The following is a 17140-nucleotide window of genomic DNA, read 5'->3' as shown; positions in this document are numbered from 1 at the left end:
CCCCGCCATGCCCGGTCGATCTCCCGGCGACAAATTGTCGCTGCCAGCCCCAGAGCCGGAAGCGCTCGACTTGAGCCGGGCACTGACCCGGGAGATCGCCGCAGAAATTGCGGCCAGCGGCCCTCTGAGCTCAGAGCGGTTTTGGCAGCTTGCGCTCTACCACTCCACGCTTGGGTACTACCACAACGGACTGGCCAAGTTTGGCGCCGGCGGTGATTTCATCACGGCACCCGAGCTGGGTGACGGCCTGGCGTACTGCCTGGCTCGCTGGTGTGCGCCGCTGCTGGCGCAATTGCCAACGCCCACCATTCTTGAAACCGGAGCGGGCACGGGAGCGCTGGCTGCGAGCCTGCTGTCAGCGCTGGATTCCCATGGCTGCCCACCCGACGCCTATTGGATCCTGGAGGTCAGCGGTTCACTGCGGACACGCCAGCGGGAAACCATCGAGGAACGGGTACCTCAGGCGCTCGAGCGGGTGCGCTGGCTCGACGCGCCGCCTAACGAACCTTGGTCCGGCGTGATTTTGGGCAACGAGGTGGTCGACGCGCTGCCGCCCCGTCGCCTCATTTACCAGGAAGACCGGTGGCACGAGCTGGTCGTAGCCCTTGCTGAGGACGAGCTCGTCTGGGAACGCGGCCCGGCGAGTGACGCTGACCTGCCAACCGAGGCCAGCCAACCTGGGTACGTAACGGAGGACGTGCCGATGCTGGCACCCTGGCTCCAGGCGATCACCGAGCAGCTGCAGCGCGGGGCGCTGGCCTTGATCGACTATGGCTACACGCGGCGCGAGTACTACCACCCCCAGCGCAGCAGCGGCACCGCCATCGCCCACTACCGCCACCGGGCTCACGACCAGCTGCTGTGGATGCCCGGGCTCCAGGATCTCAGCGTCAGCGTCGATTTCAGCGCCGTGGCGCAGGCGCTGCACCTGGCCGGCATGACGCCAGTCGGGTTTACGTCGCAAGCTCAGTTCCTGCTCGCATTCGGGCTGACAGACTACGCGGCGGCGGCCGGCCTGGACGGCTCACCGCAATCGCTGGCGACGGTGCAGGAGGTCAAACAGCTAACGCTGCCCTCAGAAATGGGCGAGCGCTTCCAGGTCCTGCTGGCGCAGCGGGATCTCGAACTGCCGTCGCTGCCCGTCAACCAGCTCCATCGGCTGTGAGCCGTTCATCAAAACGGCCACACCCGCTGGGTGTTTTGTTCGGCTGGGCGCTGGTCGGCGGCATCTGGTCAGCCTCGCTGATCACCGCGCCGCAGACGGGGCTCGAAATTCCTCAGGAAGACAAATGGGGGCATCTGCTGGCGTATGGGCTGCTGATGGTATGGTTCTGCAGCCTGTATCGAACGAACCGGACCCGGCTGTGGTACTTCGTGGGCTTCGCCCTGATGGGAGGCATCCTGGAGCTGATTCAGGGGACCCTGCCCCATCGCGAAGCCAGCATCGCCGACCTCATCGCCAACGTTGCCGGACTTACGCTGGGCTGGATCCTTGCCAGCGTGATTTGGTCTGGGCGATCGCCCTGATCCGCGCTCGGCGCAGTGCGGCCGCAAGCTCAAGGCCTTCCAGCCCCTCAGCCCTCAGCGGGGCGTTCGGCACCGCGGCCACGGCCGCCATCGCCGCCGCGAGGTAAGCGGCCTGCGGATACGGCGCTTCAGCGTTTCCGCCTCCCCGCCCCCGAAAGTCGGCCTCGCAGGCTCGCAGCATCTCGGCAAATCGGTGGGGGCGGCGCAGGCCGTCCGCAGCCTCGATCAGCTTCATCACCGTGCCGGGCTTGAGGGTCAGCGCCTGATGGACCTGAAGGTGATACCGACACACGAGCTCGGCCAGGCGGCGATGCGCCTTCGGCACCCGAAGGCGGTCGCAGAGTTCCACCAGCGGCTTCAGCCCGGAAGCTTCGTGACCGAGGTGCTTTGGCAGCTCGTCCTTCGGCGTCAGGGCTTTGCCGAGATCGTGCGTCAGGCAGGCGAAGCGCGCGGCGCTGGACAGGTCCATGCGCGCTGCCTGCGCCAGCACCATCAGCAGATGAATCCCGGTGTCGATCTCCGGATGGTGTTCCGCGGGCTGCGGCACGCCAAACAGCGCGTCGACCTCGGGCAGCACCACCGCCAGGGCGTGACACTCGCGCAGCACCTCCACAAAGACTTCGGGATTGGCCGTCATCAGGCCTTTTTCGGTTTCGGTCCACACCCGCTCCGGCGTCAGCGCATCGAGCTCACCGGCGGCCGCCAGCTGGCGGGCAAGCATGGTGGTCTCGGGCACCACGGAGAATTCCAGCGCCGCCAGGCGAGCGGCAAACCGCGCTAGCCGGAGCACCCGGACCGGGTCTTCGGCAAACGCGTCAGTAACGTGACGCAGGCGGCGCGCCTCGATGTCGTCGACGCCACCAAATGGATCGATCAGCGTCCCGTCAGCGGACCGGGCGATGGCGTTGACGGTCAAGTCGCGGCGCGAGAGATCCTCTTCGAGCGTCACCTCAGGCCCGGCATGAAACTCAAAGCCCCCATAACCGGCGGCAACCTTTCGCTCACGGCGAGCCAGCGCGTATTCCTCTGCGGTTTCCGGGTGCAGAAAAACCGGAAAATCTTTGCCGACGGGTCGGTAGCCTTGCGCCAGCATCTCCTCGGGGGTGGCCCCGGTGACCACGTAGTCGCGGTCCACGACGGGCCGTCCCAACAGCTCGTCCCGCACCGCGCCACCGACCAGAAAGATTTCCATGGCAGGTGCTACCCGCGCCCACCCGCAGCCAAGGCCGGTGCCAGGATGGCGTTCGGCTGCATTACCGCCCGGCGCGACTGCGGGCGTCGTCGAAGCGATGGGCCCGCTGCTGGCGACCCAGGTAGCTCGGCGCGATCGCCTCCAGCGGCGTGGGCGTGACACCGAGCGCCTCAAGCGCGTTGTCCTCCGATACGCTGTCGAGCTGCAGCGAGCGATAGTTGTCGGTCGAGAAGGGTTTTCCCGGCACCAGATTCATGACCAACGCCTGCAGGTAGCTTACAAATCCCGGCAGACCCACCACCTTCAGCCGCCGTCCCTTCAGCGCGATGACGTACTCCACCAGCTGTTTGAGCGTGTAGGTCCCGGGGCCGACCAGGTCCAGCGTGCGACCGTCTCCACCCTGCACGATCACATTGACAAACGCATCGGCCACGTCACCCACATACACCGGCTGAAAGCGACTGCCGGCGCAGGCCAGCGGCATCACCAGCGGCGTCAGGCCGATCAGTGCCGCGAAGCGGTTCAGGAAACTATCCGCAGGCCCAAAGATCACGGAGGGGCGCAGGATGGCCCAGTCCAGAGCGCTATCGCGAACAAGCGCTTCGGCCTCAGCCTTGGATTTTAAATAATGGCTGGTGCCCTCGCCGGCCCGCAGCGCGCTCATCTGCACGTAACGCTCGATACCCGCCTTCTCGCAGGCCTCCAGCGCGTTGCGCGTCACGTCCACATGCGCCTTACGAAAGCCGCTGCCGTCAAATCCTTTCTCGTTCAGGATACCCACGAGGTTGACCAGAACGTCAGCTCCGGAAACGGCCTCTACCAGGCTGTCGACGCGATAAGGGTCGGCGATACTCACCGTGATGTTGGGTCGCGCCGAGCGCCTCGTCGCCGGATTACGGCAAACGATGGTCACCTGCTCACCGCGCGTGGCGAGCTCGTTGGCCAGGGCGTCTCCGACAAACCCGCTGCCACCCAACAAAACCGTATGTGTCATGTTCGTACCTTTTACGAGGGGCAGCGCGGGACTACTCGCCCTCGGATCCCGTAGTCGGTCACTCCGGGTCGAAGGTCGAGCGCCGGCATGCGCTGCGCCAAAGGCACCATTTTACCCTCACGACGCCAGTCATAGAGCGTTGTGAAGGCCAGTACTCGCATCAGGTAGTCCCGGGTCTCGTAATACGGCAGGCTTTCGATCCAGCGATCGGGCTCCTCCGGCAGATCCAGCGACTCCCAGCGGGCGACGGCATCAGGCCCCGCGTTGTAGGCTGCCAGCACCTTCAGCGGATGGTTGTAGCGCTCGAACAGGCTGGCGAGGTACGCGCTACCCAGCCGCAGGTTGACGTCCTCGCGGAGCAGCCCCCGGCGTCCGGGATTCGACTCACCCAGGCTTGACGCGATCTCCCGACCGGTCTGGGGCGTCAGCTGCATGAGGCCGCGAGCGCCGGCGCCGCTGACCGCGTCCACCACCAGGGCACTTTCCGAGCGCATCACGCCGTAAATCAGGCTGGCGTTGAGGCCAAAGCGCGCGGCGTTTTGGGTGACCTCCGCATGCCAGGCCAAAGGAAAGCGCAGGTCGTAGCGGTCGGTATGCCCGGTGTCGGCCAGGGTCAGGATGGCTCGGCCGAACCAGCCGCTGCCGTCGGCGAGCACCGCAGCCTGGCGTCGCTGCTCTCGATTCAAGTTTCGTGTGGCCACGTTCCACTCTGAGCGGGCGTCGCGCCACTCCCCCAGGGCGTGCAGCTCCAGCGCTCGCTGCATTGCTGGTCGTGCAGTCAGCGCGTTCAGCACCACGGGGTCTGGGTCGCGCGGGGCCGGGCACAACGCATAAGGCTTGCTGACCCGATCGGCCGACGCAAAGCCAAAATAGTTAGGCTTTTTAGCCAGCTGCTCGAAGAGCTGCATCGCTTCGCTGCCGCTGCCGCTTTCAGCCATTGCCCGCGCTCGCCAGTACTGCCAGCGGTCGCGGTCGCGGAGCTCCGCCGGCAGGTTATCGAGCGCCGCCAGCAGCGAAGACCAGTCGCCTTCTTTGATCGCTACCCGCGCCCGCCATTCGACGATCTGTGGATCCTGCAGGGTCAGCGCCGTGAGCCTGCGCTGCGCGTCCAGCGGATAGTCCGTGGCGTAAAACAACACCAGATTGCGATCAACTTCCGCCACCTGATCGGCGCTGAACGAGTAGTGCTCTCGCAGCGTTGGCCAGGCGGACAGCGCCAGCGTGTTGTTGCGGCTTTTGATCCGATCCAGCGTGCTGAGCACCATCTGCCGGTGAGGCGGCGAGTCGGACCAGCGACTGGCCGCCGCCAGGTTACGACCCGGATTACTCTGCAGGGCGGCCCAGCGCTTCACCTCTCCCTGGCGGGGGCCGCTCAGCCGTCGGCCGAGAAAGCCGGCAAAGGTAGACTCCCCGGCTTTGGCCGCCAACACGGCGCGCTCAAAGTATCGATCAGCGGTGAGCAGCCCACGCTGGCGCCAGTGGGTGAACACCGGATCGCAGGCATCCGGCTGGGATCGACCCACCAGCCAAAGATCCGGCTCATAACCCACGCTCCCGAGCACCCGGAGCGTGGCCAGCGCGTGCTGGCAGCGCAGCTCCATGTCGCGCTGCGGTCGGTAGTCGGTCAGGAACGCTTCCCAGCGCTCACGCCGGGCCAGCTCGCGCAGCCAGCTCCGGCGCAGACGATAGCTGGGGGGCATGCTGGGGTAGTCCTCCAGCAGTTTCCGCACCGCCGTCGGCTTGGCGTTCTTGAGGCCGGTGCTGACGCGAGCGATCTGCAGATAAGGATACAGCGGGTAATCCTGCAGCTGGTCGGCCAGCTCGTCGAAGCGATCCAGCTGCTTGCTATCCAGCGCCTTGAGAGCGGAGAGGTAGGCTTCGCGTGGATCCAGCGTGGTGGCTTCGGCCGCCCACGCGCCTCCGCTGACGATGAGCAGCGCGACAAGCAGCAAGAGCGAAGCAAAGAAGCGGACGCGAGCCCGTTCGGTCATTACAGCGCGGCCACCTTTGCCGGGGCCGGCATGGCCACTGCCGCGGCCGGATGATGGAACATGGCGCTCACCGGCACGCTCACGTCAGCCGCAACGGGGCAGTGATCGGAGAGCTCGATCGGCAAGACGGTGGCCGCGTTGAGCTGCACACCCGGGCTGAAGAACATGTGGTCGATGCGCCTTGCAGGTCGCCAGCTCGGGAAGGTGGACAGATCGCAAGGAAGGCTTAGCAGCTCGGTACGTTCGAGAAACGCCTGGATTTCGGGTGCGTCGAGCGGCGCATTAAAATCGCCCATCACAATCGCATAGCGGCAGCCGGTGAGGCGGTCGGCCAGAAAATCCAGCTGGCTGCGTCGCGCGCGGCGGCTGAGCGCCAGATGAACATTTACAATGGTCAGTCCGAGCGCTGCATCGCCGAACCGGGCCACGAGGGCGCCACGGCCGGACACACGCCCCGGTACCCGACCTGGCAGGCGGTGATCCTCCACCGCCTGCGGTCGAATTCGGCTGAGCAGGGCGTTTCCGGTGCTGGCCAGCCGGCTGACCCGGCGGTTGGACTGCTGCGAAAAGTAGGGGAACTCGCCTTGCTCGGCGACAAATTGCGGCTGATTGAGGAAAGCGCTGCGAAGCGACCCATGATCGGCTTCCTGCAATCCCACCACGTCGTAGCTGCGGACCGCATTACCGACGGCAGCAACCACCGCGCCGCGACCGGGAAACGGCAACACCTGCTGCCAGCCGCGCGTCACGTAGTCGGCATACTGGGTCGTCTGCGCCCCCGCCTGGATGTTGTAGCTCAGCAGGCGGAGGTCGACGCTTGGGTCGGGACGCGATTCCATCAGATCAGTTTAGCAATAACTCCCGATCTAAATCGTGCACCACTCGCCGCGATCCGACCAAAGCGGCAAAAAAAAGCGCCGGGTGGTACATAAACCACCCGGCGCTCGGTGTTTCGCTGCGCCGTTGCCAGCACTCAGTGTGAGGATCCGGCCTGGGTCGCGTCTTCTTCAGCAGTCGCTTCGGCCTGCGGCGGCAGAGCGGCTAGCTCCTGGGCCACCAGGTGGTCCACGATCTGAATCAGCCGTTCGTAGCTGCCAGCCATCGAGCCGTTCGCCAGATACTTGCCGTTGATCACCACGCTAGGTGTCCCGGTGACCCCCCAGCGACGCGCCTGGTTGACGCCGCGGGAAAGCTTGGTTTGCACCGTAAAAGACTTCGCGGTGTTGTCGAACTCTTCGCGAGTGACGCCAAAGCTGGTGAAGAAATTGGCGAGGTCGTCGGTGTTGCGCAGCGGACGGCGCTCGGTGTGCAGCGCCCGAAACAGCGCGTTGTGTGATTCTTCCAAAATTCCTAGCGCCTCGGCGGTGTAATAGGCTCGCGCCAGGGGCTCCCAGCTCCGCTGGAACACCACGGGAACACGCTGATACGTGACCCGATCCGGGCGATTCTTCGACCAGGGTTCGATATAGGGTTGGAAGGTCGCGCAATGTGGACAGAGATACCCAAACACCTCAACAACCTCAACCTGCGTTGCGTCGTCGGTCGGCTGGGCCGGTTCGATGAGCTTGTAGTCTTTGCCCGGAACGTAAGCGCCGCCCTGGCCCATCACCTGAGCAAACGCTCCGGAACTGAGCAGCAGCGCTGCCAGCGTGATCCATCTCATGTTGGTTTTACTCCGATCTGTCACCTGCCACCGCCGGCAGGCGCTCCCGTTTGCTCCGACCCCGTCCAGGTCAAATGGTTCCTTGAAGCCCACTGGCCCGGACCAGCGGCGGTAAAGGCCAGTTCGGCGGCGGCCGGATGTCAGAAGGTCAGTGCAGCCCTTCGATGTAGCTCGCCAGCGCAGTGATTTCGTCATCCGTCAGGCGACCCGCGATGGAGGCCATGATGGCGTTGGCGTCTTCGCCCTCACCCCACACCTTGCCACCCTGGAAGCGCGTCAGGACCGATGATGTGTAGACCGCATGCTGTCCGTTGACGGAAGGATATTTTGCGCCCGGATTGCCGCGACCGCCGGGGCCGTGACACGCCATACATGCGGGGATTCCCCGACCGGCGGCACCGCCCTGATAAAGACGCTTACCGACCTCGACGACCGACTCGTCGGCGGTTCCCGGCTTCACCTTCTGCTGGGCGAAGTAGGCGCCGATATCCGCTGCGTCCTGTTCCGTCAGATTGACGATCATCGGATACATCAGCGCGTTGTCGCGGTTCTTCGACTGAAAATTCTTGACCTGGCGCACGATGTACTGCTCGTGCTGCCCCGCCAGCTTCGGCCATTCGCCGAAGGTGCTGTTACCATCAACGCCGTGGCAGCCCGCGCAAACCGTCGCCTTCGTCTGGCCTGCAGCAGAATCGCCGACAACCTGGGCCGCCAGCGGAGAACTCAGTAACACGCAGCCGGCAAAAAGAAGGGCCAGCGTCTTGCGGTGGGGCAACATGCTCTAAACTCCTGTTCGATGCGGCCGGGTGTTTGCGGAGGCCGCCATACATATCCAAAACGGCGTCTATGATCGCCGGTGTAACGTCATACCGCCGTGAAATACAGCCGGTCCTTATAACAAGCGAGACTATGACCGTCAACGAATACCAGCGCTTCCGCGCCGCCCGCTATGGCCTCAACGCCCACCGAGTCAACCAGCTGCCGGACGACAGCGGCGGTGAAGTGGCGTTTGCCGGGCGCAGCAACGCCGGCAAGTCCACAGTTATTAACGCAATGACCGACCAGAAATCACTTGCCCGGACCAGCAAAACGCCGGGGCGAACGCAGCATATGGTGGTCTTTGAGCTCGACGGCGGACAGCGCCTGATCGATCTGCCGGGCTATGGCTATGCCAAGGTGTCGCAAAAGCTGCGCGAACATTGGGATCAGGAGCTGGACCGCTACTTTCGCAGCCGGCGAAGCCTTCGCGGGCTGATCCTGATTATGGACATCCGGCACCCGCTCAAGCCGTTCGACCTGCAGTTCCTCAAGTGGTGCCAGCGGGTCGAGCTACCCTGCCATGTGCTGCTCAATAAAGCGGACAAGCTCAAGCGCGGACCCGCGAACGCTGTGCTGCTCAAAGTCCGGGCTGACCTCAAGAAGCACAAGCTGCGAGCGACCTGCCAGACCTTTTCTGGGCACACGCGCGCGGGGATCGAACAAACCTACGAGGTGCTGGAAGACTGGCTGGGCCCGCCGGAGCCTCTGCAGACCTCCTCAGCCGTGCCCACCGGATCCTGACGACTGATCGCCGGCGGCCGACGGCGTCTGCGCTTCGAGCATCGCGTCGATATCGAGGGTATCGAGCAGCATGGGCTCACCCAGGTAGTGGCCCTGAACAAAATCCACTTCGGCCAGACGCACCGCCTCCAGGGTCTCCTCCGAGTCGACATGCTCAGCGATGGTAGCCAGCCCTAACGCGTGCGCCATGGAGGTAATCGAGTTGACCATGGTGCGGTCAACGTCGTCGTTGACCATGGCCTGTACAAACATGCCGTCAATTTTGATGAAGTCGACCGGCAGGTGTTTCAGGTGGGTAAAAGAGCTAAAGCCCGTGCCGAAGTCATCCAGCGCAAAGCGACAGCCGAGCTTGCGTAGCTCCAGCATAAACTTGCGGGCACTGTGCAGACTGGCCATCTCCGAGGTTTCGGTAACCTCAAAGATCAGCCGGTTGGGCTCCATGCGCCGGGATTCGATCACGTCGCGAATCAGCCGGAGCGCGTCGAGATCCTGCAGCGTCACGTTGGAGATGTTGACCGTCAGGCAGACGTTGTAGTTTTCCTCCGCCATCTCCTCCAGCTTGATCAGCGCATTGCGGATCACCCAGAGGTCGACCTCCTGAACCATGTTGACCCGCTCGGCAAGCGGCACAAAGACGTTCGGGGACACCCACTGACCGTCACGGGAAACCATGCGCAGCAGCAGTTCGAAGATCAGCTCTCGCGGTTGCTCCTGCACCACGTTGCCCGCATCGTCCACCAGCTGGAGCGTCGGCGACGAGTCGATGGGCGTGATGGGTTGCGCCAGAAACACAAAGCGATCGTTTCGAATGGCGTCTTTAAAGCGGTCTTCCCAGCCGGATTCCAGCTCACGTGCCGTCCGGGTGTCTTCCTCAGACAGATAGATATGCGTCTGGTTGCGGCCCTTTTTCTTCGCGTGGTCGCAGGCGATGCGCGCATGCTCCAGCGCATATTCCGCTGACGGCGTCATGCGGGTCAGGATCACGACGCCAATGGAGCCGGTGACCGGACGGCGTACGCCGAATCGCTCGGCCTGCACCTCTGCGAGCACGCCGCGGAACTCATCGGCGATGGTAAACAGCGTGGATAGCTGGATGCGCGACAGCAACAGGGCAAAGCGGTCCGCCTCTAGCCTCGCCAGCAGATCGCGGTCACGCAGGCGAGTCCCCAAGCGTTCGGCCACCTCAGCCAGCACGCGGTCACCCTCGGCCTCCCCGCCCGATTCGACAATATCGCGAAATCGGTCGATATCCACGCACAGCAGCGCGTCGTAGCCCCCTTCCTCGTGCAGGCGCTCAAGCTGCCGATCGAGGTGCTGGCTGAAGTGCCGCCGGTTAGCGAGCCCGGTCAGCGAATCGTGGGAGACCTCCCAGCGGAGCTGATCCACCGACTTGCGCTCCGAGATGTCTCGAAATACCACCACCGCACCCTTGCGCTGCTGCTTAATCGATAGCGGAAACACGGTGCACTCGACCGGCAGCGGATGGCCGCGGCGGTGTTTGAACATAGTTTCCATGCCGCTGAGCGCGTGGCCGCTGCGGTAGCAGTCCTCCAGCCGGTCATTGTGATCCGCATCATCATGATGCAGGTGATCGGTCGCCTGCTCGCCCACCAGTTCGGCCTCTTCGGCGTACCCAAGTAGCCGGACACCGGTTGGATTGATGAACGTGATTTCGCCGCCGGTGCTCACGCCGTAGACACCGTCACCCACCGACCCGAGGATGCCGTCGAGGCGCTGGCGCTCAGCTTCCACCGACTTGCGGGTCAGGATTCCGCGCGCGATGGACGCGACCCGGGTGATGAACAGCTCCTTGGCTTCGTTCTTGAACATGCACTCAATGGCGCCCGCCTCAAGACAGCTTTTAATGATTGTTTCCCGGTAGCTGCCGGTGATGATCGCCAGGGTGGCGCCCGCGCAGTTGGGCAGGTTCCGGATTTTCCGGCAGAGCTCGTCACCGGTGCCGTCGGGCAGGTAGTAGTCCAGGATCATCAGATCATAGTCACCCTGGGCCGCCATCGCTTCGGCGCCGGCGACCGTGCTGGCGACATCGACCGGGAAGCCGCGACTTTCCAGCAACTGGCGGTAGGCATAGCGCGCGCTCTGCGAGTCATCGACGAACAGCACGCTGACAGCGCTCGCGTCCGGTTCGTCGCTGGCGCTGGCCTTTTTAGGCGTCGGCTCGGGAATCATGCCGGCGAGGATCGCCGGAATCTGGGAAAACCGCTGCCAGGGAACAATCGCGCTGTGGCCGCGGTTGTCCGCCCAACGCTCTAGGATCACGTGCTTGTCGTGGATCACGAGGAGAAACGGGATCTGGTTCGCGGGACCCTGGCGCTGCAAAAACTTCAGCAGCGGCTTGATCGGATTGGCGACCCGCGGCGGCACGCCGAGAATTATCGCGTCGAAGGGGCGTTCCCGCTCCACCGAGTCCTTGATCAGCGTCAGCGCCTCTTCGAAGTCGTGAGTGACGGACGTGAGGCTGTAGCTGCCGGCGCTTAGCGTGCGCACCAGCAGGTTCGACAACGTCGCCGACGGCTCTATGACAAGAACGCCCTGAGACATCATTCCCCCGAATGAAATCAATGAAATACGAGCACTTCCCAAGCTCGAATCTCTCATCGTACCGCCGCATTGACAGTCCAGCAAGCGATGGTAAAGTCCCGCCATGCCCTTTCCAGCCACCCGCATGCGGCGCATGCGCCGCGCTCCCTTCTCGCGCCGCCTGATGCGCGAGACAACGCTAACCACTAACGACCTGATCTACCCGATGTTTGTCTGCGAAGGCGAGCAGCAGCGCGAGCCGGTTCCGTCGATGCCGGGAGTCGAGCGAATCAGCGTCGATTTGCTGAGCGCCGAAGCCCAGGAAATTGTGGATCTCGGCATCCCGGCGGTGGCCCTATTCCCGGTCACGGCGCCCGAGGCCAAGTCGCTCGACGCTCGAGCAGCCTATGACCCCGACGGCCTGGCACAGCGCGCCGTCGCGACGCTGAAAAACGCCCAGCCGGAGCTGGGGGTGATGACCGACGTGGCGCTCGATCCCTTCACCACGCACGGACAGGACGGCCTGCTGGATGACAGTGGTTATGTCACCAACGATGAAACCGTTGAGGTGCTGGTGAAACAGGCACTGTCCCACGCGGCTGCCGGCGCAGACGTTGTGGCGCCCTCAGATATGATGGACGGGCGCATCGGCGCGATTCGAGAAGCGCTGGAGCAGAGCGGCTTTCGTAATACGCGCATTCTGGCCTACTCGGCCAAATACGCCTCATCGTTCTACGGGCCATTTCGCGACGCGGTAGGTTCAGCGGATAACCTGGCCGGCGCAGACAAGTACACCTATCAAATGGATCCCGCCAACACCGACGAGGCTCTCCAGGAGGTTGCGCTGGATCTCGAAGAAGGCGCCGACATGGTGATGGTAAAGCCGGCGCTGCCCTATCTGGACATCGTGAGACGGGTCAAACAGCAGTTCGGCGTGCCGACGATGGCATACCAGGTCAGCGGCGAATACGCCATGCTGAAAGCCGCCGGCATGCAGGGCTGGCTGGATGAGGAGGCGGTGGTGATGGAATCGCTGCTATCGATCCGGCGCGCCGGGGCGGACGCGATCCTTACCTATTTCTCCAAAACCGTCGCCGGCTGGCTTAACGAGCGTTAATGGACAGCTATGGGGTGATCGGGCAACCCATCAGCCACAGCCTGTCACCCTCCATCCACCGACGCTTCGCCGAACAGACTCACCAGCAGCTCAGCTACGACGCGCTGGAAGTTGCGCCCGCGGACCTGGCGTCTTTTGTTACCGACACAGCCTTGGCCGGCTTCAACGTCACCCTCCCTCACAAGCAGCGCGTGTTTGATCTTCTGACGGACGTCAGCGACCGCGCGGCCGCCGCAGGCGCGGTAAACACGGTCTTCCGCAGCGAGGATGGGCGGCTTAGCGGCGACAACACGGACGGCGGCGGATTCATCAAGGACATCGACGGACACTTCTCGCTGGCGGGTCAGCGCGTTCTGCTGCTCGGCGCCGGTGGTGCCGCGCAGGGCATCGTCACGCCGGTGATGGACGCCGGGGTCAGCAACCTGGTGATCGCGAACCGAACCTACGAAAAGGCGAAGCGACTCGCGGAAAAGTCGGGCGCCTCTGCGCTCCACTGGGAGGAACTGGCGTCCGCAGAGCCTTTCGATGGCGTCATTCACAGCACCGCCGCCGGCCACCAGCAAATGCCGAATTTGCCGATATGCTTAGTGAGGGAGGGCAGCTGGTGCTACGACCTTAGCTACGGCTCGGCCGCCAGGCCGTTCCTGGCGTGGGGCCAGGCACGAGGCTGTCAGGTCCGCGACGGCCTGGGGATGCTGGTGGAGCAGGCGGCACTATCGTTTGCGATCTGGCGCGGCGTTCAGCCCAAAACAGCGCCGGTTCTGGCAGAATTGCGGGCTGAGGGAGGCGGTTGAAGCATTCATCTGGGCTTCATCAAAAAAAGGCAGGCTGTCGCTGGCCGGGGACTAGGATAAAGATATGAATAAATGGACGTTGTTCATCAGCGCGCTTCTCCTGAGCGCTTCAGCATCAGCCGAGACCATCGTCAAAACGATGACCGGCTACGCCACCGACGCAAAAACCGGCGAGCTCCTGTATCTAGAAGAGCACGAGAAAACGGTCGAGGACGGTAAGACCACCAGCCAGATCATCCGCTATCGGGCGCCGGAGGGCGATGTTTTTGCCCAGAAGGTGCTCGACTTTCGCGATAACCCGCGTCGGCCACTGTTTACACTGGAAGATACGCTGCGCAACTACAGCGAGGGCCTGCGTGAAACAGAAGGCGGTCTTGAGGTCTTCAGCGCTGCACCAGGCAATCTCAAGAGCGACATGCTGAAGAAGAACCAGTTTGTAGCGGATGCTGGCTTTGACCGCGTTATCGAGAACGACTGGAGCACGCTGGTGACAGGCAAGCCGGTCAAGTTCGACTTTCTGGTGCCGGCGCAGACACGCACGGTGAAGTTTCGCGTCAAGAAAACCGGCGAGCTTGAGCACGAGGGCCGCGACGCGGTTGAGTTCACAATGGAGCCCGCCAGCGGCCTGCTTCGCTGGCTGGTCGACCCGATTGTGGTGCTCTACGACGTCGAAGAAAGGACCCTGCTGAAATATGACGGCATGTCCAATCTGCGCAACGAGAAGATGAAAAACTACGACGTCGACATCAGCTTTCCGCACGCCGAACGGAAAGTTATTAGCGGCGGATTGACTGCCGAATAGCCCATCCGCGCGGCTTAACCCGCGCGTTCTCTTAACACTCGGAACTGCGGTTACGCGATGCCGCTTAGACGCCCTGCACGGACGTATGTTGGCCCGACGATAGAGATATCCATGGCACAATCGTTGCTTAGGATTTGCCATGACCCTAAGAAACCGCATTCTGATTCTCATCGCCGCACTGCTCAGCGTGATGCTTGCGCTGGGCGGGCTGGGCTCACGCTGGCTGGCGGCTGAACTCTCCAACGAACTGGACCAGCTTGCGCTGGGTGTCGGCCAATCGCTGCTTGAAGTGATCGATGACGAAGAGTTCGCCGTGCCGGAAGAAAACAGCGACGTGGTAGTGCTCGTGGAACGCATTGTCGAGGATGACGACGGCAAGATCGTGCGCACGGGGCACCGACAGGTCGGGCAACAGATCACCCGGATCGCCGTGCAGGTCGAGGACCAGCCGGCGCAGCTCCTGCAGCTGCCGCGCCAACCATCCTTGACCCAGGTGCGAGCGCTGCAGGTTGAAGCCGCGACCCAATCGCTTAGCTGGGAGTCCAGCAACGCCGATCTCCGGCTGGTCAGCGACACCCTCGATCGGCGAATCCCGATCCCCAAAGCTGGCGTGGAGCAGGCCCTGCAAAAACATTCCCAGCGGCTGGCCGGAGGTCTTGCGGCCCTGCTGGTGCTCGGCGTACTCGGCGCGCTGCTCATCGCCCAGAGAGTCGCTCAGCCGCTCCGAGAACTGCGCAGCGCGGCCCGGGCGGTCGGGCAAGGCGAGCCAGGTGTACAGGTGGCCACCGGCAGCGCGGTCTCCGAGCTCAAAGACACGGTTAGCGCCTTCAATCAGATGTCGCGTGACCTCGAAGAGCTGGCCGCTGCGCGTGCGCGCCTGGCCGATCGGGACTACCTGTCGGAACTTGGAGAGATCGGTCGCGGCCTGGCGCACTCGCTGCGCAATCCGCTCAACAGCATCGGCCTGACCATCGACCGCCTTGCCACCGGCCACGTCAGCAACGAAGAAAGCCGGAGGCTGGCCACGGAGGCGCGAGGTCAGATCAACCGCATCGACGCTCGCATCCGCTCCTTTCTCACCCTGGCAAGCGCCACCCAGGCGGTCGGTGAACCGGTGGACCTGCGGGCCGTCATCCGAGACGTTGCGCTCGAGCTGATGCAGGGTGACAGCGGCGTGGAGATTGCGATCGATGCCGCCGAGCCGCTGGAACTCAGCGGGGTGTCCGGAGAACTCCGGGCGATGGTGCAGGCCCTGATGGTCAACGCAGTGGAGGCCAGCCGCGCCGGGCAGCAGGTCCGCGTATCCCTAGCCTCTCGAGACAACGGCGCTTTGATTCAGGTGCTCGACCAGGGTGACGGCATCAACCCCGAGGTCGCGGACCGTCTTTTCCTGCCGCACACAACCAGCAAAGCTGACGGATCGGGCATGGGTCTGTATCTGACGCGCCGCCTTGTGGAATCCCACTACGGCGGCGAGGTGTCGCTGAGCCGCGACGAAGACGGCCAAACCGTTGCCTCGCTTACGCTCAATGCCCGACAGGTGGGTGGCGATGAGCAGTAACGGTCAGTACACGGGTAGCGTGCTGGTAGTTGAAGACGAGCCGGCTCAACGCCAGCTGATGACGGACATCTTGACCGACCTGGGCCTTACGGTGACCCAGGCGGCCAGCCAGGCGGCGGCGCTGGCGGCGGGCCAGGCCGAAGCACCCCAGCTGATCATCTCGGACTGGAAGCTGGAAAGCGGCGATGGTCTGTCGCTGCTGCGGGAGCTTCGCGACAGCGGCGTGGACAGCAGCTTCATCATGGTCACCGCTTACGGCAGCATCGCTCACGCCATGGAGGCGATTCGCGCCGGCGCCGACGATTATCTGAGCAAACCGTTTGAGCGGCAGGCGCTGCTGCTGGCGGTGGAGCGAACGCTCCGGGCGCGAAATCTGCAGGCCGAAAACCAGCGCCTGGCCGAAGAGGTCGGCGAGCGCGATCGGCTGGTCGATCTCGTGGGCAAAGCACCCGGCATGCAGCGGCTGTATCGGCGCATCGAAAAGATTGCCGACACCCAGGCCTCGGTGCTGATCGGCGGCGAAAGCGGTACGGGCAAAGAGCTCGCCGCCCGGGCGATTCACACCCTGTCCGGCCGAAACGATGGTCCGTTTGTGGCGGTCAACTGTGGCGCCATTCCCGAAGGGCTGATGGAGGCGGAGTTTCTGGGCGCAGAAAAGGGCGCGTACACCGGTGCCCACCAGCGACGCATAGGCAAATTTGAGGCCGCGGGCGGCGGCACGCTGTTTCTTGATGAAGTGGGTGAACTCCCGCTCGCGATCCAGCCAAAGCTGCTTCGAGCCCTGCAGGAGGGGCGAGTCACGCGGGTGGGTGGGAACAGCGAGATCCACACCGACGTGCGAATCATCGCCGCCACAAACCGAGATCTGGAAGAGGAGGTTGCGGCAGGGCGCTTTCGTGAGGATCTCTACTATCGGCTCAACGTGGTTCCCATCGAGATGCCACCGCTGCGGGAACGTCGCGAAGATATCTCGGCGCTGATCGACCATTTTGTCGCACGAACAGCGCGGCAGCATAACCTTGAGCCTGCCGCCATTCCGCGATCGGTACGACGCCGGCTCGTCGACCACCATTGGCCCGGCAACGTCCGGGAGCTGGGCAACGTCGTGGAACGCCTGATACTTCTGGCGGACGACAGCGAGGTCACCGCGGACGATCTCCCGGCCAGCTTTCGATCGTCCACACCCGCCGGCAGCGGCTTTACGCTGCCGCCCGAAGGCGTCAACTGGGAGGCCCTGGAGCACGCGGCGCTGAGCCAGGCTCTGACCATGGCGAGCGGCAATCGCGCCCGGGCGGCGAAGCTCCTGGGTCTGCCCTATAAAGCCTTTCTCTATCGTCTGGGAAAACATGGCCTCGGCCAGGAGGAATAAGATGGCGGCCTCAGAACCCGAAGGCTTGT

The 17140-nt window shown here is 63.8% G+C and carries 15 protein-coding genes; 8 read left to right on the top strand and 7 right to left on the bottom strand.

Features of this window, described 5'->3' with window-relative positions; all coding sequences use genetic code 11:
- Nucleotides 1-34 precede the first annotated feature (34 nt).
- Nucleotides 35-1165, top strand: coding sequence for an SAM-dependent methyltransferase (locus AAF358_00505; protein MEM7703998.1), 1131 nt, complete (start codon nt 35-37; stop codon nt 1163-1165).
- On the top strand, nt 1162-1527 hold the full coding sequence (locus AAF358_00500; protein MEM7703997.1) for a VanZ family protein: 366 nt from the start codon (nt 1162-1164) through the stop codon (nt 1525-1527). The genes AAF358_00505 and AAF358_00500 overlap by 4 nt, the downstream gene beginning before the upstream one ends.
- On the opposite strand, the gene AAF358_00495 is transcribed toward AAF358_00500, so the two are convergent.
- The 6 genes from AAF358_00495 to AAF358_00470 all read right to left on the bottom strand — a co-directional run bounded on the left by AAF358_00495 (nt 1475) and on the right by AAF358_00470 (nt 8145).
- On the bottom strand, nt 1475-2719 hold the full coding sequence (locus tag AAF358_00495) for a multifunctional CCA addition/repair protein (GenBank protein MEM7703996.1): 1245 nt from the start codon (nt 2717-2719) through the stop codon (nt 1475-1477). The genes AAF358_00500 and AAF358_00495 overlap by 53 nt on opposite strands.
- A 61-nt stretch (nt 2720-2780) precedes the next feature.
- Nucleotides 2781-3713, bottom strand: coding sequence for a complex I NDUFA9 subunit family protein (locus AAF358_00490; protein MEM7703995.1), 933 nt, complete (start codon nt 3711-3713; stop codon nt 2781-2783).
- Nucleotides 3714-3724: 11 nt separating this feature from the next.
- Entirely contained in the window at nt 3725-5704 is a 1980-nt protein-coding gene (locus AAF358_00485) for a transglycosylase SLT domain-containing protein (GenBank protein ID MEM7703994.1), read from the bottom strand.
- Nucleotides 5704-6543 carry an endonuclease/exonuclease/phosphatase family protein gene (locus AAF358_00480; protein MEM7703993.1) on the bottom strand — a complete coding sequence of 280 codons (840 nt, stop codon included), beginning with the start codon at nt 6541-6543 and terminating at the stop codon, nt 5704-5706. Before AAF358_00480 ends, AAF358_00485 begins: the two co-directional genes overlap by 1 nt.
- Nucleotides 6544-6677: 134 nt before the next feature.
- The gene (locus tag AAF358_00475; GenBank protein MEM7703992.1) at nt 6678-7367 is read right to left on the bottom strand and encodes a thiol:disulfide interchange protein DsbA/DsbL; all 690 of its coding nucleotides are present in this window, start codon (nt 7365-7367) and stop codon (nt 6678-6680) included.
- A gap of 148 nt (nt 7368-7515) precedes the next feature.
- On the bottom strand, nt 7516-8145 hold the full coding sequence (locus tag AAF358_00470) for a c-type cytochrome (protein MEM7703991.1): 630 nt from the start codon (nt 8143-8145) through the stop codon (nt 7516-7518).
- Between the two features lie 131 nt (nt 8146-8276).
- On the opposite strand from AAF358_00470, the gene yihA reads away from it, so the two are divergent.
- Nucleotides 8277-8927, top strand: a complete 651-nt coding sequence (gene yihA / locus AAF358_00465) for a ribosome biogenesis GTP-binding protein YihA/YsxC (protein ID MEM7703990.1) — start codon at nt 8277-8279, stop codon at nt 8925-8927.
- Here the strand turns inward: yihA and AAF358_00460 are convergent.
- Nucleotides 8904-11450 (bottom strand): EAL domain-containing protein, encoded by a 2547-nt coding sequence (locus AAF358_00460; protein MEM7703989.1) that lies wholly within the window; start codon nt 11448-11450, stop codon nt 8904-8906. The two genes, yihA and AAF358_00460, sit on opposite strands and share 24 nt — an antisense overlap.
- Nucleotides 11451-11592: 142 nt before the next feature.
- Here AAF358_00460 and hemB point away from each other — a divergent pair, with 142 nt between their 5' ends.
- The 5 genes from hemB (at nt 11593) to AAF358_00435 (ending at nt 17111) form a co-directional block, all read left to right on the top strand.
- Nucleotides 11593-12585 carry a porphobilinogen synthase gene (gene hemB / locus AAF358_00455; GenBank protein MEM7703988.1) on the top strand — a complete coding sequence of 331 codons (993 nt, stop codon included), beginning with the start codon at nt 11593-11595 and terminating at the stop codon, nt 12583-12585.
- Nucleotides 12585-13379 carry a shikimate dehydrogenase gene (gene aroE / locus AAF358_00450; protein MEM7703987.1) on the top strand — a complete coding sequence of 265 codons (795 nt, stop codon included), beginning with the start codon at nt 12585-12587 and terminating at the stop codon, nt 13377-13379. The genes hemB and aroE overlap by 1 nt, the downstream gene beginning before the upstream one ends.
- A gap of 64 nt (nt 13380-13443) precedes the next feature.
- On the top strand, nt 13444-14181 hold the full coding sequence (locus AAF358_00445) for a hypothetical protein (GenBank protein ID MEM7703986.1): 738 nt from the start codon (nt 13444-13446) through the stop codon (nt 14179-14181).
- Nucleotides 14182-14320: 139 nt separating this feature from the next.
- Complete coding sequence (locus tag AAF358_00440) at nt 14321-15742, top strand: HAMP domain-containing sensor histidine kinase (GenBank protein MEM7703985.1); 1422 nt, start codon at nt 14321-14323, stop codon at nt 15740-15742.
- Entirely contained in the window at nt 15732-17111 is a 1380-nt protein-coding gene (locus AAF358_00435) for a sigma-54 dependent transcriptional regulator (GenBank protein ID MEM7703984.1), read from the top strand. The genes AAF358_00440 and AAF358_00435 overlap by 11 nt, the downstream gene beginning before the upstream one ends.
- The last annotated feature ends 29 nt before the right edge of the window (nt 17112-17140 follow it).

The organism is Pseudomonadota bacterium, assembly GCA_039033415.1.
Lineage (GTDB): Bacteria > Pseudomonadota > Gammaproteobacteria > Xanthomonadales > SZUA-38 > JANQOZ01.
The sequence above is the reverse complement of the archived record's forward strand: the minus strand, read 5'-3'. Positions and strand labels throughout refer to the sequence as shown.

Excerpts from the sequence above, each read along its gene's own strand:
- AAF358_00495 (MEM7703996.1), bottom strand. The coding sequence starts at position 2,719 with ATGGAAATCTTTCTGGTCGGTGGCGCGGTGCGGGACGAGCTGTTGGGA.
- AAF358_00490 (MEM7703995.1), bottom strand. The coding sequence starts at position 3,713 with ATGACACATACGGTTTTGTTGGGTGGCAGCGGGTTTGTCGGAGACGCC.
- AAF358_00485 (MEM7703994.1), bottom strand. The coding sequence starts at position 5,704 with ATGACCGAACGGGCTCGCGTCCGCTTCTTTGCTTCGCTCTTGCTGCTT.
- AAF358_00480 (MEM7703993.1), bottom strand. The coding sequence starts at position 6,543 with ATGGAATCGCGTCCCGACCCAAGCGTCGACCTCCGCCTGCTGAGCTAC.
- AAF358_00475 (MEM7703992.1), bottom strand. The coding sequence starts at position 7,367 with ATGAGATGGATCACGCTGGCAGCGCTGCTGCTCAGTTCCGGAGCGTTT.
- AAF358_00470 (MEM7703991.1), bottom strand. The coding sequence starts at position 8,145 with ATGTTGCCCCACCGCAAGACGCTGGCCCTTCTTTTTGCCGGCTGCGTG.
- yihA (MEM7703990.1), top strand. The coding sequence starts at position 8,277 with ATGACCGTCAACGAATACCAGCGCTTCCGCGCCGCCCGCTATGGCCTC.
- hemB (MEM7703988.1), top strand. The coding sequence starts at position 11,593 with ATGCCCTTTCCAGCCACCCGCATGCGGCGCATGCGCCGCGCTCCCTTC.
- aroE (MEM7703987.1), top strand. The coding sequence starts at position 12,585 with ATGGACAGCTATGGGGTGATCGGGCAACCCATCAGCCACAGCCTGTCA.
- AAF358_00445 (MEM7703986.1), top strand. The coding sequence starts at position 13,444 with ATGAATAAATGGACGTTGTTCATCAGCGCGCTTCTCCTGAGCGCTTCA.
- AAF358_00440 (MEM7703985.1), top strand. The coding sequence starts at position 14,321 with ATGACCCTAAGAAACCGCATTCTGATTCTCATCGCCGCACTGCTCAGC.
- AAF358_00435 (MEM7703984.1), top strand. The coding sequence starts at position 15,732 with ATGAGCAGTAACGGTCAGTACACGGGTAGCGTGCTGGTAGTTGAAGAC.